Raw genomic sequence first — 25,450 nt, 5'->3', positions numbered from 1 at the left:
TTCAGCCCTCTCCGGTCAGGATGCGGTGATCGTGTAGTTCGTGGTCGGGCGCCTCCGTGCCGAGCGGGTTGGTCACCCCGACGACGACGGTGCGCTGCTCGGCGATCACGCCGAGCCTGTCGGCCGCGATCGTTCGCCGGGAATTGTCGCGAACCTGCTCGAGGTCGCCGACCACCAGGATCGGCCGATTCGACAACAACGCCAGCGTGATGCGCAGCAGAAACAGTTCGAGGTCTGACAGTTCGACGATGTAGGTGTCGGCGGACGGCGGGGCCATCTCGCCGAAGACCTCGGCCAGCTCGGCCGGACCCGATTGAAGCGGCACCGACGAATACCACGGCGCCAGCCACCGCCGTTGCTCGGCGAGCACGGTCTCCACGGTCACCGAATCCTCCAGCTCGTCGATGCCTTCGAAGGCCGCGATCGAGCACTGCCGGCGGATCGCGCGCGGGGTTGTTTCGCCGAGGACGGTGAGCGTGCCGTGGCTCGGCCTGAAACGTCCCGCGAGCGTCAGCAGCAGCGTGGTCTGCCCTGGGCCCCCGGGCATCTGAATCGCGTGAAATCCCGACGTCAGGGTTAGGTCGACCCCCGAGAAGAGCGGCCCGTGCTCACCGTCGACCCCCAATCCGCGGGCGATGATCACCGGCGCCGCGGCGTCCGGCCCGTCATTCGTACCCATGGTGAGGCCCTCCCTGACCGGCGGAAGCCCGAATCGATCCCAGCACCGCGGTGACCAGCTGCGCTAGCAGGTCGGGGTTGATGGTCCCGGGACGCAGGACCTCTTCCATCGCCACGCCGAGGTTGATGGTGACGACGAGCTGGGCGAGGTCGGCGAGCTCTCGATCGGATGCCACGGACGGGCTCGATTTGACGATGTGCACCGCTTGGTGGGCGGCGGCGGCGCGGCGGCGTTCGATGAGGCGCTCGCGCAGCTGGTTGTCGCGCTGGGCGCGCAGCCAGTATTCGACGAACAGCACGTAGAAATCGGAATGGTCGCGAACGGCGTCCAGCCATGACCGGCTCAATTCCCGTGCGGCCGCACCGGTGTCGCCGCCGCTGCTGTCCAGCGCTGTGGCGATCTGCTCGCCGCGGAGCTCGAATTCGCGGTCGAGCAGGGCCAAAAACAGCTCATCTTTGGATTCGAAATTCGAGTAGACCGCTCCCTTGGTGAAACCCGCGGCCTGGCCGATGGCATCGATGGTGGCCCCGGCGAAGCCTTCGGCGGCGAAAACCTTCGACGCCGCGTCCAGGATGCGGTCGCGAACCTCGCCGCGGGTGGGGCGGGTTCGGTGCGCCTTGACAGGAGACATGGTCAGCAGCATACTCCACGGTATCGAATGGATACTACTGAGTATCGAAAGGATGGCGCCAAGAAAGGTTGGCCAGGGTGTGATCCCAGAGTTCGCGCGCGAGGATCGGATCGTAGGCCGCCCGATTGGCTTTGGCGACTTTGCCTTTCGCGTAGTATTCGCCGACCGCCCAGTCGACGCCGGGCACGCTGGTCGCCAACCAGACCAGCTGATCGGCGCCATCATCCGCGGACTTGATCATTCGGCTGACGGGCGTGCGTTGCATGGTCGTCAGAAAGCGCGAGCCGGACGAATGACCGATATTGGTGTTGACGAAACCGGGGTGGACCACTGCCACCGAAAGGCCATCGGCCCGATACCGGCGATCTAATTCCTTGGTGAACAAGATGTTTGCCAACTTCGCCACCGCGTAGGCGGTGCTGGGCCGGCGCCGTGCCGTCGTGTCGAAATCGGCGAGCTTGACGTTGCGCAGCAGCCGCTGTGACGAGCTGGACGTGTTGACGATCGTGGCGCGTGACTCCAGCAGCACATCCAGCAATTGGGTGGTCAACAGGAACGGCGCCAGGTAGTTGACCTGATAGGTGCGTTCGTAGCCGTCGGGGGTCAGCTCGATCTTGCTGGCCATCCTGCCCGCATTGTTGAGCAACACGTCGATACGCGGATGTTGCGAACGAATCTTGCCCGCCAGCGCCCGCACCTGGGACAGGTCGGCGTAATCGACGACGAAGTGGTCCGCGTCCAATTCGGCGGCCACCGCGGCGGTCTTGGTTGGGGTGCGGCCCACCACGACGATCTGGTCGCCGGTGCGGCAGAGGCGACGCGCCGCAGCCGCGCCGATGCCGTCGCTGGCACCCGTGATGACAATCGTCCTGCGCGTCATGGCGAGACCTCCACGGGGAGTGTAGCGATCACGCGACAGGCGGGCCGCCGCTCAACGACGAGTTCACTGTTCGGCCAACGCCCCACCACCATCTGCACTCAGCTGAGCCGGGGGAAGTGCCAGCATGCCGTTAGGAGTACGGGCGGAGCCCGATCACCGCCGCAGTGAGTAACGAACCGGCAGGTGCTTGAGCCCGCCGACGAAGGTCGTAGCGACCAGCTCCGGGTCACCGGTCAGTTCAATGGATTCCAGGCGTGGCAGCAGCTCGGAGAAGAAGCTGCTGACCTCCATGCGGGCCAGCGCCGCACCCATGCAGAAGTGCACGCCGTAGCCGAAGGCCAGGTGCTTGTTGGGGTCGCGACCGACGTCGAAGCGGAACGGGTCGTCGAAGACTTCCTCGTCGCGGTTGGCCGATACGTAGGACAACAGCACGGATTCGCCTGCGGCGATGGGCACTCCGCGCACCACGGTGTCGCTGGAGGCGGTGCGCATGAACTCCTTGACCGGGGTGACCCAGCGGATCATCTCGTCGGTGGCCAGCGGCATCAGGTCGAGGTTGTCGCGCAGGCGTTGCAGCTGGTCGGGGTTCTCGATGAGCGCCTGCAGGCCGCCGGAGATGGTGGCGCTGGTGGTGTCGTGGCCCGCGGTGGCGACGATCAGGTAGTACGAGACGGTGTCGATGTCCGACAGCGGTTCGCCGTCCACGCGGGCGTTGGCGATCGCCGAGGCGAGATCCTCGGTCGGGTGCTCGCGGCGGGACGCCGTCACGCCGTTGAAGTACTGGAACATGTCGAACAACGCCGGCAGCTGATCCTCGTTGGAGCTGCCGCGCTTGAATTCGGAATCGTCGCTGCCGAACAGTTCCTGGGTCAGCTTGAGCATGCGGGGAAAGTCTGCCTCGGGCAGGCCCAGCAGCGACATGATCACGTAGAGCGGGTAGTTGACCGCGACCTCTTGAACGAAGTCGCATTCGGGACCGGCTGCCATCATCTTGTCGACGTAGATCTTGGCCAGTTCGTCGACGCGAACCTTCAAGGCCCGCATCGCCTTCGGGCGAAACCAGTCGGAGCCGATCGCGCGTACCACCCGGTGCTGCGGGTCGTCCATGTGGATCAGCGTGCGCACACCCGCGGCGGCCTGCATCTCGTCGCCTTCGGCGGTCGTGAGCACCGGACGCGGCCAGTTGGTGAAGAGCATGTTTTCACGCTCGATGTCCATGATGTCGGCGTGTTTGGTGATCGCCCAGAACGGTCGGTAATTCGGGACCTCCACCCACGACACCGGGGCGTTGGCGCGCAGGTGCGTCAACGCCGCGTGCAGCCCCTGCTCGTCGGTGTAGGCCAACGGGTCCGCCAGCAGGTTGGCGGCCTCGTCCATCGTGGTTGCGCTCACGGGTGAAACTCCTCGATTCGGGGCGCCCCCGCCGGCCGAAGACGGACCTTGAGGCGGGGCGCGTCAGGCATGCGGGTAACTTTACAGTAAGCAATCCAGTATGTGACCCCGCAATCCGTGGTGACCGCAAGCGGGTCGCCCCGCTGAGATTCGTCGCGCGACGGATCCTCGATGAGGTAGGACATAGGCATGCCGAAAGCCCAGGACTGGGGAGAAACGCTCGACGATCTCGAGCGCCGCCGTCAGCACGCGTTCGAAATGGGCGGGCCGGAGCGGCTCGACAAGCACCGCAACAAGGGCAAGCTCGACGCCCGCGCGCGAATCGAGTACCTCCTCGACCCGGGCACGTTCCGTGAGCTCGGCACCCTGGTCGGAGGTGAGACCGCGGCCGACGGGCTGGTCGTGGGCTCCGGTGAGATCAACGGCTCACCGGTGATGCTGGGCGCCGAGGACTTCACCACGCTGGCCGGCAGCATCGGTCCCGGCGGCAATTCCAAGCGGTACCGCATCGCCGAACTGGCGCTGCGCGACAAGATCCCGCTGGTCATGCTGCTCGAAGGCGCCGGCTTTCGCCCCACCGGCGGGCACTACGGGCGCACCCCGACCGACCTGCTGGCGCAGGCGCAATGCTCGGGGCGCGTCCCGACCGTCGCCGCCGTCCTCGGCCCCTCGGCCGGGCACGGCGCCCTGGTGGCCCCGGTTTGCGATTTCCGGATCATGAGCCGGCAGGGCGCGATCTTCACCGCTGGCCCCCCCGTCGTCAAAGAGTCGACCGGAGAAGACATTTCGAAGGAGGACCTGGGCGGGCCGGACGTCGCTTTGCCCAGCGGCGTGATCCACAATGTCGCCGAGGACGACGAAGCGGTGCTCGACGACGTCCGCCGCTACCTGTCGTACTTCCCGCCGAGCGCCTGGTCGTACCCGTCGCCGCAACCGACCGGTGCGGCCGCCGACCCGCGGGCGACGCCGGAGCTGCTCGACATCGTCTCCCGGGACAACCGCCGCGTGTACGACATGCGGGCCGTGCTCGACGTGGTCTTCGACAGCGCCGACTGGTTCGAGGTGCAGCCCCAGTTCGGCAGGGCGATCGTCTGCGCACTCGCCCACCTCGGCGGCCACCCGGTCGCGGTGGTGGCCAATCAGCCCCAGGTGCTCGCGGGCTCCATCGACGCCGACGCCGCGGACAAGGCGGCCCACTTCATCATGGTGGCGGATTCCTTCCACCTGCCGATCGTGTTCCTCGCCGACAATCCGGGCATGCTGCCCGGCAGCCGATCCGAGCGCGCCGGCGTGCTGCGCGCCGGTGCGCGGATGTTCGCCGCGCAGACGGCCGCCACCACGTTGAAGCTGCACCTCACGCTGCGTAAGGCGTACGGGTTCGGCTCGATGGTCATGTCGCTGTTGGGTTTCGATCATCAGGTCGCGACCTTCGCCTACCCCGGCGCGACGATGGGCGCCATGAGCGCCGCGGCGCTGAGCCGCGCCTCACACGCCGGCGAAGACCTCTCGGCGAAGCTGCGCAACGCCGAGCTGGAGGCGTCCTATCGATCGGCCGAACACATGGGGTTCGACGAGCTCATCGATCCCCGCGAGACGCGCGATGCTCTGCTCGCGTCCTTGAAGCGTGGCCTGTCGAGCAGGCAGGCCGCCGCCGAGCCGGTGTCCCGGACGGTCATCCTGCCTTAAGACTGCCGCGAGATTGCATCTACCGATTCGCGATACGCCGCGACGATCGGCTCGAGCTCGTCGGGCGTGGCGCCGTGCATGATGACCGCGTCGGCGCCGTAGTCGAACTCCTTGCGGATGCGGTCCACGCACTGTTGGGCGGACCCGGTGGCCGAGGGCTCCAGCCATTCGTCGGGAATCAGCGTCGCAATGTGCTCGATCTGTTCGGGCGTGCCCTTGTGGTCGATCCCGCCCGCGATCGACGTGACCACCGGGTCTTCGCGGAACCGCTGCAGCACATCGGGATCCCAGTCATTGGTTCGGACGAGCAGGTCGCCGTAGCCCTGCAGGTAAGTGGCCAGCCGCGCGACGGTCTTCTTCAGCCGCAGCTCTTCGGGCAGGTGGTCCCCGACGGTCGCGAAGCACGACCACACCCGCACGCTGTCGGGGTCGCGGCCCGCCTTCTCCGCGGCGGACTTCACGGTTTTGACGCTGCGCTGCAAGGTCTCCGGGGTGAAGTAGGTGTGCAAAATGACGTCGTCGAACACGCGGCCGCCGAGCGCGAGCGTGTTGGGTCCGAAGGCCACCAGGGCCAGCCGGATGTCTTCGTTGAAGTCCGGATCGAGAAAAAGGATGGGGTACTTGCCCATCGGGCCGTCGTGGTTGAAGATCAGCTCGCCGTGCCAGAGCCGGCGCATGACTTGGGCCCAATCCTCCATTTGCGCCGTCGTCACCGCCGGGATGCCGAAGGCCCCGTAGATCGCTGCGATGCCCCGGCCGACGCCCAGGGTGAACCGGCCGCCGGAGAGACGATGCATGGTGGTCGCCCACGATCCCGTGATGAGCGGGTGGCGGGTGTTGTGATTGGTTGCGGCGGTGGCGATCTGCATGCGAGTGGTCACCGCGCACGCCGCCCCGACCAGAGACGACGCCTCCTTGACGTTCCAGCGCTCGGAGATGAATCCGGTGCCGAAGCCCAGTTCCTCGCCACGGCGGGCCTCGTCCATCAAGGTCGCCGGGCCCTCACCGCCCGCGCCGGCCAGCAGATAGAAGCCCAGTTCATCAAGCGTACGATCACTCAATTCCAAACCCCTTGCTGGTAGCCGCAGTTCCAAACCTCGGTAATTTTGCCATCGACCACGCGGAACACCTCGATGCTGGCGATGTTGGTTTCGGTGCCGTCCTTGGTTTTGATCGTCGAGTCGTAGACGATCGCCACGTGTTCGCCGTCGTCGCCCTCGATGACGACGTTGAGGTCGAAGTGCAACGATTCGGCCGCCTGCCACATGTCCACCACCCGCTGGACCGCTTCGGCGTGGGTCAGCGTGCGGGAGGAACCGACCTCGTGCCGAATGACGGTGTCGCCCAACAACTCCTCGGCCAGCTCGATGTTGCGTTCGTTCCACACGACCAGGTTGTAGAGTTCGACGACGGTGCGCGCCGTCCAGGTGGGCGCCATCAGCCGGGCACCGCGTCGCGCAGGAATCGGTCGGTGATGCGCTGCACGCGCCGGGAGAAGATGTGCCCGACGTGGCTGCCGTCGTACCAGTACAACTGGCCGCCCCACCGTTCCTGCAACGCGTTGGCGGGCTCGCGCATCGCCATCCGGTCGTGCCACGCCCCGACGATCAGCCGGCGTTCCGGCGGCGGCGACGGCGTGACGGCCAGGGGGTCGATCACCGAGGTCAGCTGGGTGACGACGGGAGATTCCAGCAGCTCGCGAAATCCGTCGCGCGAGGGCCCCCAACGCTGAAGGTGCCGCGCGATCATCGCGTTGAGTCCCAGGATGGGCGTGTACAGGGCCACCGCATCGATCTGCTTTTCCAGATGCGACACCAGTGCGGCCACGGGGCTGCCCATCGAAATCCCTGCCACCACAACGGCGGTGCCTTGCGCCTGTGCCCAGCGCACCACGGCGCGCACCTCCGAGACGACCCGCATCATTCCCGCGACGTTGCCGAGCGGATCCATGTCGGGGTACGCCGGCCATTGCCGGCGCCGGCACCCGTGACCCGGCTGCACCGGCAGCGCGATGTTGAAGCCCAGCTTGCGATGTATCCGGCCGATGCCGGACATCAGCAGGTCTTCGGTGCCGCCCTGGCCGGCGCCGTGCACCCATACCAGCCAGGGTCGGGGGCCGTCGCGGTGCCGGCACACGTGCACCACCGCCCGTGCCGGGCCGCCCAACCCGTCGGCCGACAAGCTCGGCGGCAGCGCGGGATCGTGTTCGAAAGTCACCCGTTCGTATGCCAGGCCGGCGATGCGGTGCCGGCGTATCGAGGCTTCCCGCAACGGTTTCGGGTCGCCATGCGCGCGGTCGATGCCGAGCGCCGAGAGCTCCTCGGCCGCCGCAATGCAGGCATCGAGCGGGCGCATCGCCGCGGGGCTCCCACCGAGCAGCGAAAAGCCGCTCAGCACAAGCTCATCGAGCATGACCTCACCGAACTGGCGCGCACCGCGCGGCGACAACGGGGACCAATTAGTGGACTCCTGCAGGCCGGCCACGGTGCGCGGCACCAGCATTCCGAGTTCCCGGGCCGCGTCTTTGGCCAGGCTCAGCCCGTTCAATGCCTTCGCCATGTCGCTCACCTTCAACAGCTACGCCAGTTTGAACCCGGTGTATCCGCTTGCCGCGATCTCGTCGCAGCGCCGCCGGTATTCGGGGATTCCGCCGGTATAGCCCATGTACATCCGTTTCTTGCCGGGCACGTTGCCACCGTTGTACCAGGAGTTGCACGACGGATGCACCAGCACCGTCGGCGCAACAAGCGCCGTGGCGTGGTCGATCCACTCCTGCTGAGCGGTGCTCAATGCCTCGATGGTGCGGATGTCGTGGGCGCGCAGGTACGCGATGCAGTCGCCGATCCACTCCACGTGCTGCTCGAGGGCGGCGACGAAGTTCGTCGCGGCGCTCGGGCTGCCGGGGCCCTGAACCGTGAAGAGGTTGGGGAACCCGGCGACCGCCAGACCCAGATACGACAGCGGGCCTTCGGTGGCCCAGAATTCGCCGAGCGAGACGCCGCCGCGGCCGCGAACGTCGATCCGGCTGAGCGCGCCGGTCATGGCGTCGAACCCGGTGGCGTAGACGATGACGTCGAGCTCGTGCAGCCGGTCCTCGGTGCGGATGCCGGCGGGCGTGACCTCGCGGATCGGCGACTTGCGCAGGTCGACCAGGGTGACGTTGTCGCGGTTGAAGGTCTCGTAGTAGCCCTGGTCGATGATCGGTCGCTTACACGCGAACGGATGCACCGGCACCAGGGAGGCGGCGGTCTCCGGGTCCTTGACGATCCGCGCCACCGCCTCGCCGTACAGCTTGGCGGCCATCCGGTTGGCTTCGATGTCGAAGAAGATGTCGCCCCAGTTCAATGCGCCCATGACGCCGTGCTCCTCGATGGCGCGCAGTTGTTCTTCGCGCGTCGCCGACTTCAGCGGCGGCCTGCCGAGCATTTCGAGCAGGACGGAGAAGGCGCTCAGCCGGGCCGCGCCGATCGGGTGGGCGCGCTGGGCCGCACGGATCTCGCCATACCGGGCCTTCATGTCGTCGAGCTCGCCCGGGGCGAAGCGATGCACCCGCCAGGGCAGGGTGTAGGCGGGTGAGCGCTGAAATACCGACAGCTGCAGGGCTTCTCGGGCGACGACGGGGATGAGCTGGACGCCGGTCGAGCCGGTACCGATGACGCCGACGCGCTTGCCGGTGAGGTCGACGCCGCCCTCGGGCCAGCGGCTGGTGAACAGCGACAGCCCGGCGAACGTGCCCATCCCGGGGATGTCGGGTTCCAACGGCACCGACAGGATGCCGGAGGCGGCGACGACGAAGGGAACGCGGAAGGTTTCGCCGGTTTCGGTGCGCACCGACCACGTCGCGGCTTCGTCGTCGAACGTCATCGCGACGACCTTGGTGCCGAATTGGATGTCACGGCGGAGGTCGAGCCGGTCGGCCACGAAGTTCAGGTAGGCCTCGATCTCGGGCTGGGCCGGCATCGACTCGGTCCACACCCACTCCTGCTGAATCTCTTCGGAGAAGCTGTAGGAGTATTCGATGCTCTCGATGTCGCACCGCGCGCCGGGGTATCTGTTGAAAAGCCAGGTGCCGCCCACGTTTTCGGCCATCTCCAGCACACGGGTGCGCAGCCCGAGTTCCCGCAGCCGGTGCAGCATGTACAGCCCGGAGAATCCGGCGCCGATGACGAGAACGTCGAACGAGGGATCAGCGTCGGCCATCGTCACCGCCGGTCATCTTCAAGATGGTTCGCGTCAGGTGCAAGGACTTGATCTGCCAACGACCGTCCCGCTTCTCGTAGGTCTCGTGGTAGTGCCCGGCGCCGTACAACTCGCGGCCGTCACCGAAGATCAGCAGGTCCTCCATCGCCCAGATGCCGGTCGCGGTGGTGGCCGAGGTGAGCGTGATCTCGGGGGTGTGGCAGTGATGTTTGGTGGCCACGCCCTCGAGGCCGCCCATCACCATCGGTGCGAAGTTCTCGACGCGCTCGATCGGCGGCGCGGTCTGGGGGTCCGCACCGGCGGTGGACACCGCCATGTCGAGCGTCACCACGACGTCGGCGGTGAACACTCCGCGCCAGGACTCGAGGTCTTTGGTGTCCAGGAAACGGCAGTAGCGCGCCTTGAGCTGCCGGATGGCTTCCAGCTCGTCAGCCGCTGTCGTCATCTCACTCCCTTGCCGCGCGCGGGCCGGACTGCTGAAATCTATACTGTAATGGATTTAGTATCAACGATCGCGGGAGGCGCCGACGTGAAAGTCCCCTTCACCTGGAAGGTCACCGGCTGGTTCATGGTCGGCTGGTCCCCGGAGTTTCCCGTCGGCGAGGTCCGGCCGCTGCACTATTTCGGCGAGGACCTGGTCGCCTACCGCGACGAGTCGGGCGAGCTGCACGTCCTGGAAGCGCACTGCAAACACCTCGGCGCCCACATCGGCCACGGCGGCAAGGTGGTCGGCGACTGCGTCGAGTGCCCCTTCCACGGCTGGCGCTGGGGCCCGGACGGCTGCAACAAATACATCCCCTATCAGCCGGACCGACCCAACCGCGCGCTACACCTGAAGGTGTATCCCGTCCGCGAGCAATACGACTGCGTGTTCATCTGGCACCACCCGGACGGCAAGGAACCGCAGTGGGAAATGCCGGACATCTTCAGGAAGTTCCCCCAATTCGAGACCGATCCGGCGGCCTACTACCGGGCATATCCGGAGTTTTCCCGGCGCGCGGAGCGCGAGCCGGTGCATCCGCAGATCGTGGCCGAGAACGCCCCCGACAGCGCCCATTTCGAGTACGTGCACCACGCCACGGTGACACCCCGAGTCCTCGACTGGAAGATCGTCGACCACGAGTGGCAGTTCATCGCCGGCTGGCCTGATGCGAACAGCGACGACCCCGAGGACCTCGCGTTGCGGTTCCACAGCCACCTGTTCGGCCTCGGCGGGGCCATCAGCGTTTTCGAGGGCGCGCAGAATCACCGGCTGATCTTCACGTGCACACCGGTCGACGACGAGTGTTCGGACCTGTTCTACTCGATCTGGTGGCCGCGGATCCCCGGCGATGACTCCCCCGTACCGGAGGGCAAACTCCGGGAGGTCATCGAGAAGCAGTTCTTGTCCACCGTGTTCGACGACCTGCAGATCTGGCGCTACCAAAAGTACGTAGAGCGTCCGCCGCTGTCCAAAGTCGACGCGAAAGGCTATATGGCACTGCGGAAGTGGGCGACGCAGTTCTATGACGTCGCGCCGGTGGGCGCCCCCGCATGACGGACCTGCTGGCCGGACTGGCCGCACCCGAGCACACCGCGATCGTCACCCAGGAGTGCCAGGGCGCGGTGATGGGTCCCGATGCCGGCCTGGCCATGCTCGCCGAGGAGGCTCGCCGCGAGGCGCTGCCCAACATCGCGCGCCTGCTGCCCGCGGCCCGGGCGGCCGGGGTGCGCGTTGTGCATTGCCTGGTGCAACGGCGGCCCGACGGGCTCGGCTCCAATCACAACGCGAAGATCTTCGCGATGGGCGGCGGCAACCGGGTGGACATCACGCCCGGCACACCGGGTGCGGAGTTGCTGCCCGAATTAGGGCCGGAGCCTTCGGATTTGGTGTTGCGCCGCTGGCACGGCGTGGGCCCGATGGGCGGCACCGATCTGGACTCGGTGTTACGCAATCTCGGCGTATCCACCATTGTCGTGGTGGGCGTTTCGCTCAACATCGCGATTCCCAACCTCGTCATGGACGCGGTCAACGCCGCCTACCGGGTGGTCCTGCCCCGCGACGCGGTGGCCGGCATCCCCGCCGACTATGGTGCAGCGATGATCGCCAACACGCTGTCGCTGCTGGCCACCGTCACCAGCACCGACGATCTGCTGCAGGCCTGGGACAAGGGAGCCCGATGACCGATACCGCGCCGGAAGTTCGCGGCGGGTTCCCCGACGTCAAGCCCGTCGAGGACGCTCCCGCCGAGCTGGGCCCGTTCGTCGCCGCGCTGCGTCGCCTGCAGGACCTGACCGTGTCCACCAAGCCGGACCCCGCGCTGTGGGCCGCCGCGACGGCGCACCTGGAGAACGCCTGTGCGCTGCTGGACGGCCACCAGGTCCCGGAGATCGAGGCGGTGGCCGGCCGGGTGCTGACCCTGCCCGGGTTGGCCCATCCCCTCCTGCCGCCCTGGATGGTGACCGAGTCCGGCCCCGACGGTGTGAGGATGGCCGGGCATTTCACCGCCTCGCACATCGGCGGGAACCGGGCCGTGCACGGCGGCATGATCCCGCTGTTCTACGACTGGTTGTTCGGCATGGTGGTGTCCACCGCGGATATCCGGCCGACGCGCACCGCCTACCTGCATGTCGACTACCGGAATATCACCCCGATCGACCATCCGCTGAGCGCTCAGGGGCGCATCACCAAAGCCGAGGGCAGGAAAGTTTTCATTGACGCTACTATGACAGACGCGGACGGCACGTTGCTCAGCGAAGCCAACGGCCTGATGGTTCGCCTGCTACCCCACCAGCCGTGAGAGGCACGATGTCCGACACCACAACAACATTCACGGTGCCTGCCGTCGCGAAGGCCGTCGCGGCGGCCATCCCCGACCGCGAGCTGATCATCCATGGGGATCGCCGGTACACCTACGCGCAGGTGATCGACCGCTCCAACCGGCTGGCCGCCTACCTGCACTCGCAGGGGCTGGGGTGTCACACCGAGCGCGACGCGCTGGCGGGCCACGAGGTGGGCCAAGACCTGCTCGGCCTCTACGCCTACAACGGGAACGAATTCGTCGAGGCGCTGCTGGGCAGCTTCCAGGCGCGGGTCGCCCCGTTCAACGTCAACTTCCGCTATGTGAAAAGCGAGCTGCAGTATCTGCTGGCGGACTCGGGGGCCACCGCGCTGCTCTACCACGCCGCGTTCGCACCGCGGGTCGCCGAGATCCTCCCGGACCTGCCACAGCTACGCGTACTGATCCAGATCGCCGACGCCTCGGGCAACGACCTGCTCAACGGCGCAATCGATTACGAGGCCGCCCTGGCATCCGTGTCCCCGGAACCGCCGCCGGTGCAGCACTCCGCCGACGACCTGTACGTCCTGTACACCGGGGGCACGACCGGCATGCCGAAGGGCGTGCTGTGGCGCCAGCACGACATCTTCATGACGTCCTTCGGCGGGCGCAACCTCATGACCGGCGAGCCGTCCCAGTCCATCGACGAGATCGTGGAGCGCGCGGCCGCGGGGCCGGGCACCAAGTTGATGATCCTGCCCCCGCTGATCCACGGTGCGGCCCAGTGGAGCGTGATGACCGCGATCACCACGGGCCAATCCGTCGTCTTCCCTACGGTCGTCGATCATTTGGACGCCGACGACGTGGTCCGCACCATCGAGCGGGAAAAGGTCGCGGTGGTGACGGTGGTCGGTGACGCGATGGCCCGCCCCCTGGTCACCGCCATCGAGAAAGGGATCGCCGACGTGTCGTCGCTGGCGGTCGTCGCCAACGGCGGCGCCCTGTTGACCCCGTACGTCAAGCAGCGCTTGATCGAAGTGCTGCCGAACGCCGTCGTCGTCGACGGCGTCGGCTCGTCGGAGACCGGGGCGCAGATGCACCACATGTCGACCTCGGGGGCGGTCGCGACCGGCACGTTCAACGCCGGGCCGGACACGTTCGTGGCCGCCGAGGATCTGACGGCGATCCTGGAACCCGGGCACGAGGGGATGGGCTGGCTGGCCCAACGCGGTTACGTTCCGCTCGGCTACAAGGGCGATGCGGCCAAGACCGCCAAGACTTTTCCGGTGATCGACGGCGTTCGCTACGCCGTCCCCGGTGACCGCGCGCGCCACGGCGCCGACGGCTCCGTCGAACTGCTCGGCCGCGACTCGGTGACCATCAACTCCGGCGGCGAGAAGATCTTCGTCGAGGAGGTCGAAACGGCCATCGCGTCGCATCCCGCCGTGGCCGACGTGGTGGTCGCCGGGCGGCCGAGCGAACGGTGGGGCCAGGAGGTTGTCGCGGTCGTGGCGCTGGCCCAGGGCGCCCGCGCCGAGGCCGACGAGCTGGTGGCCCACGCCTCAAACACGTTGGCGCGCTACAAACTGCCCAAGGCGATCGTGTTCCGTCCGGTCATCGAGCGCAGCCCGTCGGGCAAGGCCGACTATCGGTGGGCGCGTGAGCAGGCGGTGAGTGGCTGAGCGATGTCATTGCTGCAGAAGGACGAGACGCTGACGGCATCGACCGAGGTGCGAGCCTCCGCGGAACAGGTGTACGCCGTCGTCTCCGACGTCACGCGGATCCCGGAGTGGAGCCCGGAGACCGTGCGTGCCCAGTGGCTGGCTCCGGACCGTTTTCGGGCCTGGAACCGAAGGCGGCTGGGGCGGTGGCGGACCGAAGCGGTCGTCGCCGAAGCCGCACCGGGACAACGGTTCTCGTTCGTCGTTCAGGCCATGGGCGGGGACTGGACGCAGTGGACATATCTCATCGAACCCGGCTCCACCGCCGGCACATCGCGCCTCACCGAAGTCGTCCGGATGTGTGTCCCATTGCCATGGGCCGCAGTGGCGTTCGAGCGCCTCTTCTTGTTCATCCGGGATCGTCGTAAAGATCTTCAAGCGAACCTCGAACTTTCGGTGGACCGGATCCGCACGATTGTCGAGGCAGGGAATCCATGAACTATCACGGGCGCATCGCTGTCGTCACGGGCGCCGGCTCCGGCATCGGCCGCGCACTGACGCAGGCCCTCACTCGCGGCGGGGCGCATGTCGCGGCCGCCGACATCGACGAAAAGGGCCTCAGCGAGACGCAAGCAGCGTGCCCACCCGGCCAGGTCACGCCGTACCGGGTCGACGTGGCGGACCGGGACGCGGTGCTGGGCTTCGCCGAAGACGTGCACCGGCAACTCGGGCCCGCCTCGATGTTGTTCAACAACGCCGGAGTCGACCTGTTCGCGAGCGTGGCGGACATGTCGTGGAAAGATTTCGACTGGCTCATCGGCATCAACATCGGTGGGGTCGTCAACGGCACCAAGGCCTTCCTGCCGCAACTCGTCGAGGCCGGTTCCGGCCAGCACCCGTCGCGGTTGGTGAACCTGTCCAGTGCCTTCGGGTTGATCGCGGTGCCCTACCAAGGCGCCTACAGCACCGCGAAGTTCGCGGTGCGCGGTTTCACCGAGGCGCTGCGCCAAGAGATGATCATCGAACGTCACCCGGTGACCGTCCACTGCGTGCACCCCGGGGTGGTCAAAACCAACTTCGGGGCCAACATGCGCGCCGCCGAGACGGAGGACCCCGACCAGGCGGCCAAACTCTTTGCGCGCGCGGCAATCACCTCCCCCGAGAAGGCCGCCCGCCTCATTCTGCGTGGGGCCGAGAAGAACCGGGCGAGGATCCTCATCGGCCCTGACGGGCGCGTGATGGCGGCGATGCCCCGGCTGCTAGGCGCGCACTACGCCGCGGTGCAGGCCTATGCCGCGAGGGTGACGAATTCGCGTTCGGGGCGCGCCGGCGCCTGACTACGGCAATACCCGCACCGGGACGTTGTTCCAGCCCGCGACGTTTTGCATGTTGACACGACGGCAGCCCGCCCAGTCCACCTCATAGCGGGGCATGTGATCGAGCAGCTTCTGCAGTGCGACAGAGCTTTCCATGCGTGCCAGCGCCGCCCCGAGGCAGCTGTGGATCCCGTACCCGAATCCGAGGTTCTGCGCCTCGGTGCGGTCACGCTCGATGTCGAAGACCTCTGGCTTCGTCCACGCGTCGGGATCACGGTTGGCCGAACCCAGCAGCAAAAACACCGGCTTGCCGGCGGGGATGGTGACGCCGTGCAGGGTGACGTCTTCGCGCGAGCAGCGCACGTTGTACTGGTTCGGGGATTCGTAGCGCAGCACCTCTTCGACGGCCGCGGGGACCTTGCTGCGGTCGTCGAGCAGTTTCTGCCATTGCTCGGGATGGCGCGCAAACAGCACCACCGCGTTGGCCACCAGCTTGGTCACCGTCTCGGCGCCGGCCCCACCCAATAGCACGGCGAACTGGGCGATTTCGATGTTGTCCAAGGCCGTGAGCTCACCGTTCTCGCGCTCGACGCGGGCCGCCACCAGGGCGCTGATCATGTCGTCGCGCGGGGCGGCCCTGCGCTCCTTCACCAACTGGTAGTAGGCGATCGCCATCTGCGTGGCGGCCTGCACGCCGGCCTCCGACATCTCGACCTCGCCCGGCTCGCGGTGCAGGAACGTGTCGAGCCACAGCCGGATCTGCTGACGGTCCTCTTCCGGCACCCCGAGCATCGTCGTGATGACCTCGACGGGGAACAACGCCGAGAAATCCTGGACGACATCGAATCCCGCGGGGTCGGTGGCGTCGAGATAGCGGTCGACCAGTCCGGTCACCAGCGGGCGCATCGCTTCGATGGCGCGCGGCGTGAACACCTTGTTGACCAGGCCGCGCATGTGCCGGTGCTCGGGCGGGTCCATCATGATGATCGACTTGTGCCCCATCGGTTCCTCGGAGCGCACAGCCGCGAGGTCCACGCCGCGCGCCGACGAGTACGTCTCGAAGTTCTTGTACGCCGCGGCGACGTCCACGTGGCGGCTCAGCGCGTAGAAGTCGTACCGTTCGCTGTAGTAGACGGGGGCTTCCTCACGCATCCGTCGGTAGGTTTCGTACGGCCCGTTGAAGAAGTCCTCCGAGAACGGGTCGAATTCCAGTTCGGCGACGGTCATTTCGCAACTTTCCTGAGTCGGCGGTGCGTGCGGGCCCGCGCGATTCGCAGGGCGGTGTTGGCGTAGAACCGCAACGAACTGCCGAACGGCGGCGCCGCGGTTCCGGTGATGCTGAACGGCAGGTCATTGCCGACCACGGTGCGGTAGTGGCTGAAGGTGTCGAACCCGGCCTTGCCGTGATAGGCGCCCATCCCGCTGCGCCCCACTCCCCCGAACGGCGCCGCGGACGGGATCATCTGCGCCGCAAAGTCGTTGCGGGCGACGCCGCCGCTGCGGGTGTTGCGGACAAAGCTGCGGAAATTCTCGTCGTCGGGACCGTACCAGTACGCCACCAGCGGCGCCGGCCGCCCGTTGATGTAGTCGATTGCCTCGTTCAGACGGGAGTAGCCCATGACGGTCAGCACCGGGCCGAAGACCTCTTCGTCGGCGATCCGCATCCGGTCGTCGATGTCGCGGACAATGGTGGGCGCAATTTTGCGGCTGGCGCGGTCGGGCAGCGACTCGCCCTCCGGGCCAATCGTTTCCACGCGGGCGCCGTGTGCCCGCGCGTCGTCGATCAGTCGTACCACTCGGTCGAAATTGGCCTGGTTGACGCTGGAGCAGTAGTCGGCGTTGGCGATCACCGTCGGGAACATCCCGCGCAACGTTTCGCGGGCGGTGTCGACGAAGCTGTCGAGGTGGTCGTCGGGCACCATGACGTAATCGGGGCAGACGCATACCTGTCCGCCGTTGACCATCCGGGCCCGCGCGATGCGCGCCGCCGATCGCGCAATGTCGGCGCCCGGCGCAACCACCACCGGGTTCTTGCCGCCCAGTTCCAGGGTCACCGGAACGAGGTTCTGGGCGGCCGCGCGTTGGACCAACGCACCCACCGACGGCGAGCCGGTGAAGAACAGATGATCGAACGGCAACGCCGCGAAGGCGGCCGCGACGTCGGCGCCACCGGTGACCACGTCGAGCTCGGCCGGGTCGAAGTACTTGGGCGCGGTCGCCGCCATCAGATCCGCGGTATGCGCGGTGATCTCCGACATCTTGATCATCACCCGGTTGCCGGCGGCGAACGCCGCCGACGCGGGCAGCACCACGAGGTTGACCGGGAAATTCCATGGACCGATCACGCCGACGACGCCGAGCGGGGTGGGCTCGACTTCGGCCCGCAGGCCACACAGCCGCGCGGCGGGCATCAGTTTGGCCGGACGCATCCATTGCGCCACATGGGATCTGGTGTGCTCGACCACAGAAGTGATCCCGATGATCTCGGTGAACAACGAGGCCGCCTTGGACCGGGTGCCGTAGTCGGCGGCCATGGCATCGATGAACGCGTCGCTGTTGTCCAGCAGCAGCGCCATCAGCCGATCGATACGGTTGCGCCGGACCGCGGCGGTGGGCGGCCCCTCGGCCACAAAGGAGCGCCGTTGCCGGTCCAGCATCGCCCGTAAATCGGCTTGCCGCCGCCCCGCCGGACCGTCAACCTGTTGGCCAACTGAACCCATGGCTGCACAGCTTACGGCAGCCGTAGCCGCGTCGATATAGTCTACTGTAATCTTTACAGTACGACCGTGTACCCGAGCCGGAGAGCAGCCGTGGAAAGTCAGCTTCAGGATGCCGTCACCGGCGACAAGCCGGGCGACTACCTGCGCGACCCGTACCCCTACTTCGCGCGGAAGCGCAGCGAGGGCGGCGTTTTCCACGGCACCGTCATGGACTACTCCAAGACCCCCGAGTCGCTGCGACCCAAGCGGTCCTTCGCGGCGGTGTCCTTCGACGCGGTGAACAAGGCGTTTCGCGACGGCCGGGTGTTCAGTTCGGCGATGTACGACACCACCATCGGCCTGTTCATGGGGCCGACCATCCTGGCGATGGAGGGCAAAAAACACCGCGACCACCGCAACCTGGTGTCCGCGGCGTTCAAGTCCAAGGCCCTGGCCCGCTGGGAACCCACCGTCGTCCGGCCGATCTGCAACGCCCTCATCGACGAGTTCATCGACTCCGGCCGGGCCGATCTGGTCCGCCAATTCACCTTCGAGTTTCCCACCCGGGTCATCGCCACCCTGTTGGGTCTGCCGGCAGACGACCTGCCCATGTTTCACCGACGCGCGGTCGAACTGATCAGCTACGCCGTCAAATACGAACGCGCCTTCGAAGCGTCGGCGGCGTTGAAGGACTACTTCCTCGAGCAGATCGAAGCGCGCAAGGCCGAGCCGACCGAGGACATCATCGGCGACCTGGTCACCGCCGAGATCGACGGCGAAAAGCTCAGCGACGAAGCCATCTACTCGTTCCTGCGCCTGCTGCTGCCCGCCGGGCTGGAAACCACCTATCGGTCCTCGGGCAACCTGCTGTTCCTGTTGCTCACCCACCCCGAGCAGCTCGCCGCGGTGCAGGCCGATCGCACCCTGATCGCACCGGCGATCGAGGAGGGCCTGCGCTTCGAGACGCCGTTGACCACGGTGCAGCGGTTCACCTCCGAAGACACCGAACTGGAAGGGGTCACGATCCCGGCCCGCTCGGTGGTCGACCTCTGCATCGGCTCGGCGAATCGCGACGGACACCGCTGGGAGCGCCCGGAAGAGTTCGACATCTTCCGTGCGCACGTGCCGCACATCTCGTTCGCCGCCGGGGAGCACACCTGCTTGGGTCTGCACCTCGCGCGCATGGAGACCCGGGTCGCGCTCGAATGCCTGCTGGATCGGGTGACCAACATCAACCTGCTCACCGATGACGATCCGCATGTCCACGGTCAGCCGTTCCGTTCGCCGACCGCGCTTCCGGTTACGTTCGACGCGAAGTAGGGTCCCGGGAATGGTCAAGGTAATGCAGGGCTTTCGGGTCCTCGAGGTTGCGCAGTTCACGTTCGTCCCCGCCGCCGGCGCGATCCTCGCCGACTGGGGTGCCGACGTCATTAAGGTCGAGCATCCGGCGCGCGGCGATACTCAGCGTGGCTTCGTCAACATGGGTGGCTTCCAGCTCAATCCCGACCGGCATCCGCTGATAGAGCATCCCAATCGGGGCAAGCGCAGCGTCGGGATCGACGTCTCCACGCCGGGCGGTCAGGAAGTGATCTACGAACTGGCCAAGTCCGCCGATGTGTTCCTGACCAACTACATGCCCGCGCAGCGACAGAAGCACAAGTTCGACGTGGAGCACATCCGCGCGGTGAACCCGAACATCGTGTATGCGCGCGGCTCGGCCTATGGCGACAAGGGCGCCGAGCGTGACGTCGGGGGCTATGACGGGACGGCGTTCTGGACGCGCAGCGGGGTGGGGTACGCGCTGACCCCCGAGGAGTTGGGCGGTGCACTGGGACAGGGCATTCCCGCGTTCGGGGACTCCATTGGCGGCATGTTCATCGCCGGTGGCATCTCGGCCGCGCTGCTGCACCGCGAGCGGACCGGCGAAGCGCTCGAGCTGGACGTGTCGTTGCTGAGCACGGCGTGGTGGGCGGCGGGCGCGAGCGTGACGCAGGGCATGGAAACCGGCGAGGTCATGCGCACCCCGATGCCCGGATCCGCGGCCGCATCGGTGAATCCCTTCCTGGGCAATTACTTAACCTCCGATGGCGGCACGATCAACCTGTGCATCGTCAGCCCGACGGGCTACATTCGCGACACCTTCGAGCACCTCGGCATCCCCGAGGCGGCCGACGATCCCCGCTTCTGCGACGTGCTGCCGTTGATCCAAAACGCCGACGCTGCCGCCGAGCTGATCGCAAAGGCCTTCGCCGGCAAGCCCTTCGACTACTGGCGACAACACCTGAAAACGATGAAAGGCCAGTGGGCGCCGTTTCAGAGCCTCCTCGATCTGGCCGACGACGAGCAAGCCATCGCCAACGACATGATCGTCGAAGTCGAGTCCAACGACGGCGGTGCACCGTTCAAGGTCGTCCGTGGGCCGGTGCAGTTCAACCACGAACCGCTCGTCACCACCCGGGCCCCGCAAGCATCCGAGCACACCGAAATCGTCCTGATGGAACTCGGGATGGACTGGGACCGCATCGCCGAACTCAAAGATTCAGGAGCCATCGCATGAATCGCGCCGACGACGATGCAAAACGAAGTGATGAGGAGGAGTGGCGCACATGAATCGCGCCGACGACGATGCAAAACGAAGTGATGAGGAGGAGTGGCGCACATGAATCGCGCCGACGACGATGCAGAACGCAGTGATGAGGAGGAGTGGCGCACATGAATCGCGCCGACGACGATGCAGAACGCAGTGATGAGGAGGAGTGGCGCACATGAATCGCGCCGACGACGATGCAGAACGCAGTGATGAGGAGGAGTGGCGCACATGAATGACGTCGCGATCATCGGCGTGGGCCTGCACCCCTTCGGTCGCTTCGAGGGCAAGTCCGCGATGGAGATGGGCGTCGACGCGATTCGGCTCGCGGTCGACGACGCGGGCGTGCAGTGGAAGGACATCCAGGCCGCCACCGGGGGCAGCTGGACCGTCGCCAACCCCGATGCCATCGTCGGCATGGTCGGGCTCTCGGGCATCCCCTTCACCAACGTGTTCAACGCCTGCGCGACTGCTGCCAGCGCCGCCAAGGCCTGCGCCGACGGAATCCGGTTGGGCGACTACGACATCGGAATCGCCATCGGCCTGGACAAGCATCCGCGCGGCGCGTTCACCGAGGACCCGGCCCTGGTCGGGATGCCGCGCTGGTACGCCGAGAACGGCCAGTACCTCACCACCCAGTTCTTCGGCATGAAAGCCAACCGCTACCTGCACGAGCACGGCATCTCCCAGCAGACGCTGGCCAAGGTGGCAGCCAAGAACTTCCGCAACGGCGCGCGGAACCCGAACGCGTTTCGGCGCAAACCGATTCCCGAAGACGAGATCCTCAACTCGACGATGCTGAATTACCCGCTCACCCAGTACATGTTCTGTGCGCCCGACGAGGGCGCCGCCGCCGTGGTCATGTGCCGCGCCGACATCGCGCACCGCTACACCGCCAAGCCGATCTTCGTGCGGGCGGTCGAGGTACGCACCCGTCGCTACGGCGCCTACGAGGTGAACACCACCTTCGCCCCGGTCGACGAGGACGTGGCGCCGACCGTGTATGCCGCGAAGGCCGCGTTCGAAAAGGCCGGTGTCGCACCGGAAGACGTCGACGTCATTCAGCTGCAGGACACTGACGCCGGCGCCGAGATCATCCACATGGCCGAATGCGGTTTCTGCGCCGACGGCGAGCAGGAGAAGCTGCTGGCCGACGGCGCCACCGAGATCACCGGCTCGATGCCGGTCAACACCGACGGCGGGCTGATCGCCAACGGCGAACCGATCGGGGCGTCGGGCCTGCGGCAAATTCACGAGCTGGTGCGCCAACTCCGCGGCGAAGCCGGCGATCTTCAGGTGGCCGGTGAACCACGCGTCGGATTCGCTCAGCTCTACGGTGCGCCCGGTACCGCCGCGGCCACCATCCTGACCACCTAGCGCAAGCAGACACCAAAGCACCCGACACGCCTTTGCGTTCCGTGCTTTTGCATCTGCTCACGCAAGAAAGGGCACCCATCCCCGTGGCTCAATCCACCCAATTCACCGGAGCGCCGATCTTCGACGCCGACCAGCACATGTACGAAACGCCCGAAGCGCTGACGAAATACCTTCCGGAAAGGTATTCGCGGGCCGTCCAATTCGCCCAGATCGGGCGGCAAACCCGCATCGTGATCAACAACAAGGTCAGTGACTTCATCCCCAACCCGACGTTCGAACGCGTCGCGGCCCCCGGCGCGCACGAGAAGTTCTTCGCCGGGGAAAACACCGAGGGCCTCACGTTGCGCGAGATGCAGGGACCGGCCATCGCGGCGCCGGCCGCGACCCGTAACCCGGTCGATCGGGTGGCCGAACTCGACCGCCAGGGTGTCGTCGAGGCGCTGAACTACCCCACGCTGGCCAGCCTGGTCGAGCACTCCTCGGCCGACGACCCCGAGCTCACACTGGCGATCATCCACGCGTTGAACCAGTGGATGGCCGAACACTGGACCTACAACTACGGCGACCGCGTCTTCTCCACACCCATCATCAACTTGTCTGAGGTCGACGCCGCGCAGCGCGAACTGGACTACCTTCTGGCCAACGGCGTCCGCGCCGCGCTGATCAAACCGGGTCCCGTGAACGGCGTCCACGGCTGGCGGTCGCCGGCGCTGCCCGAATTCGACCCGTTCTGGCGCGATGTCGAGGCCGCGGGCCTGCCGATCGTGCTGCATGCCAGCTACCCTCCGCTGGACGATTACGTCGGCACGTGGGAACCGCCCCACACCCAGAATTTCATGGCCATGAGCGCATTTCGCTGGATGGTGCTGGGGCACCGCGAAATTGCCGACATGATCACCAGCCTGATCTGCCACGGGACCCTGACCCGGTTCCCGAAGCTGCGCATCGCCAGCGTCGAGAACGGCAGTTCGTGGATCTTCCCGTTGTTCAACGACTTTGAAGACCTATACAAGAAGATGCCACAGAACTTCCCGGAGCATCCCCACGACGTGTTCCGCCGCAACATCTGGGTGAGCCCGTTCTGGGAGGGTTGCGTGGCCGACGTCGTCGACACGGTGGGATGGGACCGAGTGCTGTTCGGCTCCGACTACCCGCACCCCGAAGGCCTCGCCGAACCCAAGGGCTTCTGGAAATACGCCGACAACATGGACGAGCGGCGCACCTATGACTTCATGGGCGACAACGCGCGCCGGTTCATGGGCCTGCCGATCGCCAACCCCGACCCGGACGCCGTCAACCCGCCCGCCCTCGCCGGCACAGGTTAAGCCCGCCGAGCGCTAGGAAGCCTTCTGCGCGACCGGCGCGTAGGCCGGCTTGCCCAGGCCCAGCACGTACTGCGCGATCATGTTGCGGAACACCTCGAGGGTGCCGCCGTAGATCCCGACCAGCGGCGCGAACCTGAACACGTACTCCGCGGCGCCGTCGTCGGCCGCGCCGTCGGTGCCGATCGGCAGCGCGGACGCCGTGCCGAGGATGTCCATCAGGTCCGGGGAGATGTCACGCATCGTCTGCGCGAGGGCGACACGGCCGAAAATGCTGGGCGCACTGAGCGCCGCTTCCATGCGCGCGGCGCTGCGCCCCAACCGGTACGCCACCGCCGCATCGTCAATGAGCCTGCGCCCGTTCGGATCCCGCTCTGACACCTTACCCGCGGCCTTGTCCAGCGCGTCGGCCATGAACCCGGCCTGATGCATCATGATCGACACGTCCTGTAGCCCGTCGGGGGCGGCCGCCACCGCGCCGTGCTCGACGTTGAGCGGCTCGCGCAGCACCGTCCAGCCCGCGTTCACGTCGCCCAGCCGGTACTTGTCGTCGACGCGCACGTCGCTGTAGTAGACGATGTTGGTGCGATCGCCATCGACGGTGCGGATGCCCTGGATCTCGATGCCCGGGGAGTCCAGCGGGACCAGGAACATGGTCAGGCTCTTGTGCTTGGGGGCAGTCGGGTCCGTGTTGGTGATGAGGAAAACGTACCGGCAGTTGTGGGCACCGGTGGTAAACATCTTGGAGCCATTGATAATCCAGCCGTTCCCGTCCCGCACCGCGCGGGTCTTACAGGTGGCGATGTCGGATCCGCCCTCGGGTTCGGTGTAGCCCAGGCACAGCCGAACGTGCCCGCTGAAGACGCCCGGCAGCACCTCGTCCCGCAATTCGCTCGACCCGAACCGCGCGACCGAACGCGCCACCATGGCGGTGGTGCCCCAGGTCACCCAGGGCACGTGGGCGCGCCGCTTCTCGAGTTCCCAGATGCGGCGATGCACGCGGCTGAAGCCGCCTTCGGCTTCCGGCTTCCATTCGCGTTCCAGGTATCCGGCGGCGCCCAGCGCCAGGTGCACCCCTTCGTCGAAGTTGTCGCCGGTCTCGCGGTCCCGGCGCTTGACGTCCTCGGTCACATGGGTGCGCAGGAATTCGCGTGCTTCGTCGAGGAAACGCCGATCGTCGTCGGACAGCGTGACACGTGAGAAATCCACTATGCGCCCTTCCTCGAGTTGCCTTCGCGCGCCGCGACGAGTTCGCCGATGTACTTCGCGCTGGCCCCGGGATCCCCGCCGGCCAGTGCCCAGCCGCGGGCACGCACAAGATAGGCCGTCGCGGCCGCCTCCGCCGAAACACCAAGACCGCCTTGCACATGCACCGCCATGGTCGCGGCCTTGGGCGCCTCTTCCGCCATGAACACGAACGCCGAGGGCGCCAACTCGGGGCGTTCGTCGGGCTCGTTGTCGAGGAACCAGGCCGCGCGCCGCGCCAGATTGCGGCCGCCCTGCACGGTGATGGCGATGTTGGCCAGTGGATGGGAGATGCCCTGCAGCGTCGAGATCGGCACGCCCAGCGTGTAGCGGGTCTTGGCGAACTCGGCGGCGATGGTCATGGTCTCTTCCACCAAGCCCACCAACGCGGCCGCCGACAGCACCCGCCACTCATCCAGCGCGCGTTGATATTCCGCCGCCGCCCCAGGGCCGCTGGCCAGGACGGTTCGGGTGTCGGCGGTGGCCGGATCCACCCAGGCCATCGGCAGCCGACCGATGTTGTCCACCTTCGCCGGGCGGGTGCCGAAGCTCAGCGCGACGACGTCCTCGCCGTCGCGCACGACGATCTGGTCGGCGATCGACCCGGTGGGCAGCAGCCGCGCCCCGGAGGCGCTGTCGTGCTGGGGATCGAACGCGGCCAGTCGCGTGCCCTGGACCACATCGGGTTCCGCCGCGCCGAGTCGGGCCAGCAGGCGCGCGGCGCAGACCTGGTCGATCCACGGCACCGGCGCCAGCGACCGGCCGATCTCCTCGGCCACGAGCGTCAGGTCGACGAGCGTCGCGCCGTCTCCGCCCGCGGATTCCGGCACGGCCATCGTGGTTGCGCCCATGGCGCACAACCGCTCCCAGAGGTTCTTGTCGAAGCCGGTCTCCTCCGCGGCGCGCACGGTCTCGATCGGGCAATGCGTCTTGAAGAAATCGCGGTACGCGGCCTGCAACGCCTCATGATCCGACGTCAGGCTGTAGTCGAGCCTACGTAGTTCGTAACGGTCCAT

24 protein-coding genes are annotated in these 25,450 nt (G+C 66.9%); 11 read left to right on the top strand and 13 right to left on the bottom strand.

What is annotated here, in order from left to right; all coding sequences use genetic code 11:
- Position 1: 1 nt before the first annotated feature.
- The 4 genes from OCQ_RS07165 to OCQ_RS07150 all read right to left on the bottom strand — a co-directional run bounded on the left by OCQ_RS07165 (position 2) and on the right by OCQ_RS07150 (position 3,567).
- Positions 2-679, bottom strand: coding sequence for a hypothetical protein (locus OCQ_RS07165; protein WP_014382127.1), 678 nt, complete (start codon positions 677-679; stop codon positions 2-4).
- Positions 666-1,322 carry a TetR/AcrR family transcriptional regulator gene (locus OCQ_RS07160; protein ID WP_009957684.1) on the bottom strand — a complete coding sequence of 219 codons (657 nt, stop codon included), beginning with the start codon at positions 1,320-1,322 and terminating at the stop codon, positions 666-668. Before OCQ_RS07160 ends, OCQ_RS07165 begins: the two co-directional genes overlap by 14 nt.
- 22 nt (positions 1,323-1,344) lie before the next feature.
- The gene (locus OCQ_RS07155) at positions 1,345-2,190 is read right to left on the bottom strand and encodes an SDR family NAD(P)-dependent oxidoreductase (RefSeq protein WP_014382126.1); all 846 of its coding nucleotides are present in this window, start codon (positions 2,188-2,190) and stop codon (positions 1,345-1,347) included.
- 153 nt (positions 2,191-2,343) lie between these two features.
- A complete protein-coding gene (locus OCQ_RS07150) occupies positions 2,344-3,567 on the bottom strand; it encodes a cytochrome P450 (protein WP_014382125.1) in 1,224 nt (407 codons plus the stop codon).
- 204 nt (positions 3,568-3,771) lie between these two features.
- Between OCQ_RS07150 and OCQ_RS07140 the strand changes: the two genes are divergently transcribed.
- Complete coding sequence (locus tag OCQ_RS07140; RefSeq protein ID WP_014379629.1) at positions 3,772-5,268, top strand: acyl-CoA carboxylase subunit beta; 1,497 nt, start codon at positions 3,772-3,774, stop codon at positions 5,266-5,268.
- Here OCQ_RS07140 and OCQ_RS07135 read toward each other — a convergent pair.
- From OCQ_RS07135 to OCQ_RS07115, 5 genes are read right to left on the bottom strand one after another with little or no spacing between them, the layout of a single operon-like run.
- On the bottom strand, positions 5,265-6,329 hold the full coding sequence (locus OCQ_RS07135) for a TIGR03857 family LLM class F420-dependent oxidoreductase (RefSeq protein WP_026071494.1): 1,065 nt from the start codon (positions 6,327-6,329) through the stop codon (positions 5,265-5,267). The genes OCQ_RS07140 and OCQ_RS07135 overlap by 4 nt on opposite strands.
- On the bottom strand, positions 6,326-6,706 hold the full coding sequence (locus tag OCQ_RS07130; protein ID WP_008254988.1) for a nuclear transport factor 2 family protein: 381 nt from the start codon (positions 6,704-6,706) through the stop codon (positions 6,326-6,328). The genes OCQ_RS07135 and OCQ_RS07130 overlap by 4 nt, the downstream gene beginning before the upstream one ends.
- On the bottom strand, positions 6,706-7,827 hold the full coding sequence (locus OCQ_RS07125; protein ID WP_041784844.1) for a PHB depolymerase family esterase: 1,122 nt from the start codon (positions 7,825-7,827) through the stop codon (positions 6,706-6,708). Before OCQ_RS07125 ends, OCQ_RS07130 begins: the two co-directional genes overlap by 1 nt.
- A gap of 18 nt (positions 7,828-7,845) precedes the next feature.
- The gene (locus tag OCQ_RS07120) at positions 7,846-9,468 is read right to left on the bottom strand and encodes a flavin-containing monooxygenase (protein WP_014384124.1); all 1,623 of its coding nucleotides are present in this window, start codon (positions 9,466-9,468) and stop codon (positions 7,846-7,848) included.
- Positions 9,455-9,913, bottom strand: a complete 459-nt coding sequence (locus tag OCQ_RS07115; RefSeq protein ID WP_014384123.1) for a nuclear transport factor 2 family protein — start codon at positions 9,911-9,913, stop codon at positions 9,455-9,457. The genes OCQ_RS07120 and OCQ_RS07115 overlap by 14 nt, the downstream gene beginning before the upstream one ends.
- 84 nt (positions 9,914-9,997) lie before the next feature.
- Here OCQ_RS07115 and OCQ_RS07110 point away from each other — a divergent pair, with 84 nt between their 5' ends.
- The 6 genes from OCQ_RS07110 to OCQ_RS07085 are packed head-to-tail and all read left to right on the top strand — an operon-like array spanning position 9,998 to position 15,225.
- Positions 9,998-11,005: a Rieske 2Fe-2S domain-containing protein gene (locus OCQ_RS07110; protein WP_009957694.1), complete on the top strand. Its 1,008-nt coding sequence runs from the start codon at positions 9,998-10,000 to the stop codon at positions 11,003-11,005.
- Positions 11,002-11,631: a cysteine hydrolase gene (locus OCQ_RS07105; RefSeq protein ID WP_014384122.1), complete on the top strand. Its 630-nt coding sequence runs from the start codon at positions 11,002-11,004 to the stop codon at positions 11,629-11,631. Before OCQ_RS07110 ends, OCQ_RS07105 begins: the two co-directional genes overlap by 4 nt.
- A complete protein-coding gene (locus OCQ_RS07100) occupies positions 11,628-12,248 on the top strand; it encodes a PaaI family thioesterase (RefSeq protein WP_014384121.1) in 621 nt (206 codons plus the stop codon). The genes OCQ_RS07105 and OCQ_RS07100 overlap by 4 nt, the downstream gene beginning before the upstream one ends.
- 8 nt (positions 12,249-12,256) lie before the next feature.
- Positions 12,257-13,909 carry an acyl-CoA synthetase gene (locus OCQ_RS07095; RefSeq protein WP_014384120.1) on the top strand — a complete coding sequence of 551 codons (1,653 nt, stop codon included), beginning with the start codon at positions 12,257-12,259 and terminating at the stop codon, positions 13,907-13,909.
- 3 nt (positions 13,910-13,912) lie between these two features.
- Positions 13,913-14,386: an SRPBCC family protein gene (locus tag OCQ_RS07090; protein ID WP_008254977.1), complete on the top strand. Its 474-nt coding sequence runs from the start codon at positions 13,913-13,915 to the stop codon at positions 14,384-14,386.
- Complete coding sequence (locus OCQ_RS07085) at positions 14,383-15,225, top strand: SDR family NAD(P)-dependent oxidoreductase (protein ID WP_014379622.1); 843 nt, start codon at positions 14,383-14,385, stop codon at positions 15,223-15,225. The genes OCQ_RS07090 and OCQ_RS07085 overlap by 4 nt, the downstream gene beginning before the upstream one ends.
- Here OCQ_RS07085 and OCQ_RS07080 read toward each other — a convergent pair whose 3' ends face one another.
- A complete protein-coding gene (locus OCQ_RS07080) occupies positions 15,226-16,431 on the bottom strand; it encodes a cytochrome P450 (RefSeq protein WP_009957701.1) in 1,206 nt (401 codons plus the stop codon).
- Positions 16,428-17,861, bottom strand: a complete 1,434-nt coding sequence (locus OCQ_RS07075) for an aldehyde dehydrogenase family protein (RefSeq protein WP_014384119.1) — start codon at positions 17,859-17,861, stop codon at positions 16,428-16,430. Before OCQ_RS07075 ends, OCQ_RS07080 begins: the two co-directional genes overlap by 4 nt.
- 153 nt (positions 17,862-18,014) lie before the next feature.
- Here OCQ_RS07075 and OCQ_RS07070 point away from each other — a divergent pair, with 153 nt between their 5' ends.
- From OCQ_RS07070 to OCQ_RS07055, 4 genes are all read left to right on the top strand, one after another.
- Complete coding sequence (locus OCQ_RS07070; RefSeq protein WP_014384118.1) at positions 18,015-19,223, top strand: cytochrome P450; 1,209 nt, start codon at positions 18,015-18,017, stop codon at positions 19,221-19,223.
- Positions 19,224-19,245: 22 nt separating this feature from the next.
- Complete coding sequence (locus tag OCQ_RS07065) at positions 19,246-20,460, top strand: CaiB/BaiF CoA transferase family protein (protein ID WP_026071496.1); 1,215 nt, start codon at positions 19,246-19,248, stop codon at positions 20,458-20,460.
- Positions 20,461-20,721: 261 nt separating this feature from the next.
- Positions 20,722-21,867 (top strand): thiolase family protein, encoded by a 1,146-nt coding sequence (locus tag OCQ_RS07060; protein ID WP_038535603.1) that lies wholly within the window; start codon positions 20,722-20,724, stop codon positions 21,865-21,867.
- Positions 21,868-21,950: 83 nt separating this feature from the next.
- Complete coding sequence (locus OCQ_RS07055; protein ID WP_014384116.1) at positions 21,951-23,192, top strand: amidohydrolase family protein; 1,242 nt, start codon at positions 21,951-21,953, stop codon at positions 23,190-23,192.
- A 12-nt stretch (positions 23,193-23,204) separates the two neighbouring features.
- On the opposite strand, the gene OCQ_RS07050 is transcribed toward OCQ_RS07055, so the two are convergent.
- The gene (locus OCQ_RS07050; protein ID WP_014379618.1) at positions 23,205-24,398 is read right to left on the bottom strand and encodes an acyl-CoA dehydrogenase family protein; all 1,194 of its coding nucleotides are present in this window, start codon (positions 24,396-24,398) and stop codon (positions 23,205-23,207) included.
- Positions 24,398-25,450 (bottom strand): acyl-CoA dehydrogenase family protein, encoded by a 1,053-nt coding sequence (locus tag OCQ_RS07045; protein ID WP_009957710.1) that lies wholly within the window; start codon positions 25,448-25,450, stop codon positions 24,398-24,400. The genes OCQ_RS07050 and OCQ_RS07045 overlap by 1 nt, the downstream gene beginning before the upstream one ends.

This window comes from Mycobacterium paraintracellulare (genome assembly GCF_000276825.1).
In the GTDB taxonomy this organism is placed as follows: domain Bacteria; phylum Actinomycetota; class Actinomycetes; order Mycobacteriales; family Mycobacteriaceae; genus Mycobacterium; species Mycobacterium intracellulare.
Note: the sequence above shows the minus strand (reverse complement) of the source record. Positions and strands in the feature narration are given on the sequence as shown.

What these genes read in the sequence shown, in the direction of transcription:
- OCQ_RS07105 (WP_014384122.1), top strand. Translation starts at nt 11,002, where the DNA reads ATGACGGACCTGCTGGCCGGACTGGCCGCACCCGAGCACACCGCGATC.
- OCQ_RS07130 (WP_008254988.1), bottom strand. Translation starts at nt 6,706, where the DNA reads ATGGCGCCCACCTGGACGGCGCGCACCGTCGTCGAACTCTACAACCTG.
- OCQ_RS07115 (WP_014384123.1), bottom strand. Translation starts at nt 9,913, where the DNA reads ATGACGACAGCGGCTGACGAGCTGGAAGCCATCCGGCAGCTCAAGGCG.
- OCQ_RS07125 (WP_041784844.1), bottom strand. Translation starts at nt 7,827, where the DNA reads ATGGCGAAGGCATTGAACGGGCTGAGCCTGGCCAAAGACGCGGCCCGG.
- OCQ_RS07060 (WP_038535603.1), top strand. Translation starts at nt 20,722, where the DNA reads ATGAATGACGTCGCGATCATCGGCGTGGGCCTGCACCCCTTCGGTCGC.
- OCQ_RS07100 (WP_014384121.1), top strand. Translation starts at nt 11,628, where the DNA reads ATGACCGATACCGCGCCGGAAGTTCGCGGCGGGTTCCCCGACGTCAAG.
- OCQ_RS07075 (WP_014384119.1), bottom strand. Translation starts at nt 17,861, where the DNA reads ATGCTGGACCGGCAACGGCGCTCCTTTGTGGCCGAGGGGCCGCCCACC.
- OCQ_RS07080 (WP_009957701.1), bottom strand. Translation starts at nt 16,431, where the DNA reads ATGACCGTCGCCGAACTGGAATTCGACCCGTTCTCGGAGGACTTCTTC.
- OCQ_RS07160 (WP_009957684.1), bottom strand. Translation starts at nt 1,322, where the DNA reads ATGCTGCTGACCATGTCTCCTGTCAAGGCGCACCGAACCCGCCCCACC.
- OCQ_RS07150 (WP_014382125.1), bottom strand. Translation starts at nt 3,567, where the DNA reads ATGGACGAGGCCGCCAACCTGCTGGCGGACCCGTTGGCCTACACCGAC.
- OCQ_RS07165 (WP_014382127.1), bottom strand. Translation starts at nt 679, where the DNA reads ATGGGTACGAATGACGGGCCGGACGCCGCGGCGCCGGTGATCATCGCC.
- OCQ_RS07065 (WP_026071496.1), top strand. Translation starts at nt 19,246, where the DNA reads ATGCAGGGCTTTCGGGTCCTCGAGGTTGCGCAGTTCACGTTCGTCCCC.
- OCQ_RS07140 (WP_014379629.1), top strand. Translation starts at nt 3,772, where the DNA reads ATGCCGAAAGCCCAGGACTGGGGAGAAACGCTCGACGATCTCGAGCGC.
- OCQ_RS07045 (WP_009957710.1), bottom strand. Translation starts at nt 25,450, where the DNA reads ATGGACCGTTACGAACTACGTAGGCTCGACTACAGCCTGACGTCGGAT.
- OCQ_RS07090 (WP_008254977.1), top strand. Translation starts at nt 13,913, where the DNA reads ATGTCATTGCTGCAGAAGGACGAGACGCTGACGGCATCGACCGAGGTG.
- OCQ_RS07085 (WP_014379622.1), top strand. Translation starts at nt 14,383, where the DNA reads ATGAACTATCACGGGCGCATCGCTGTCGTCACGGGCGCCGGCTCCGGC.
- OCQ_RS07155 (WP_014382126.1), bottom strand. Translation starts at nt 2,190, where the DNA reads ATGACGCGCAGGACGATTGTCATCACGGGTGCCAGCGACGGCATCGGC.
- OCQ_RS07095 (WP_014384120.1), top strand. Translation starts at nt 12,257, where the DNA reads ATGTCCGACACCACAACAACATTCACGGTGCCTGCCGTCGCGAAGGCC.
- OCQ_RS07120 (WP_014384124.1), bottom strand. Translation starts at nt 9,468, where the DNA reads ATGGCCGACGCTGATCCCTCGTTCGACGTTCTCGTCATCGGCGCCGGA.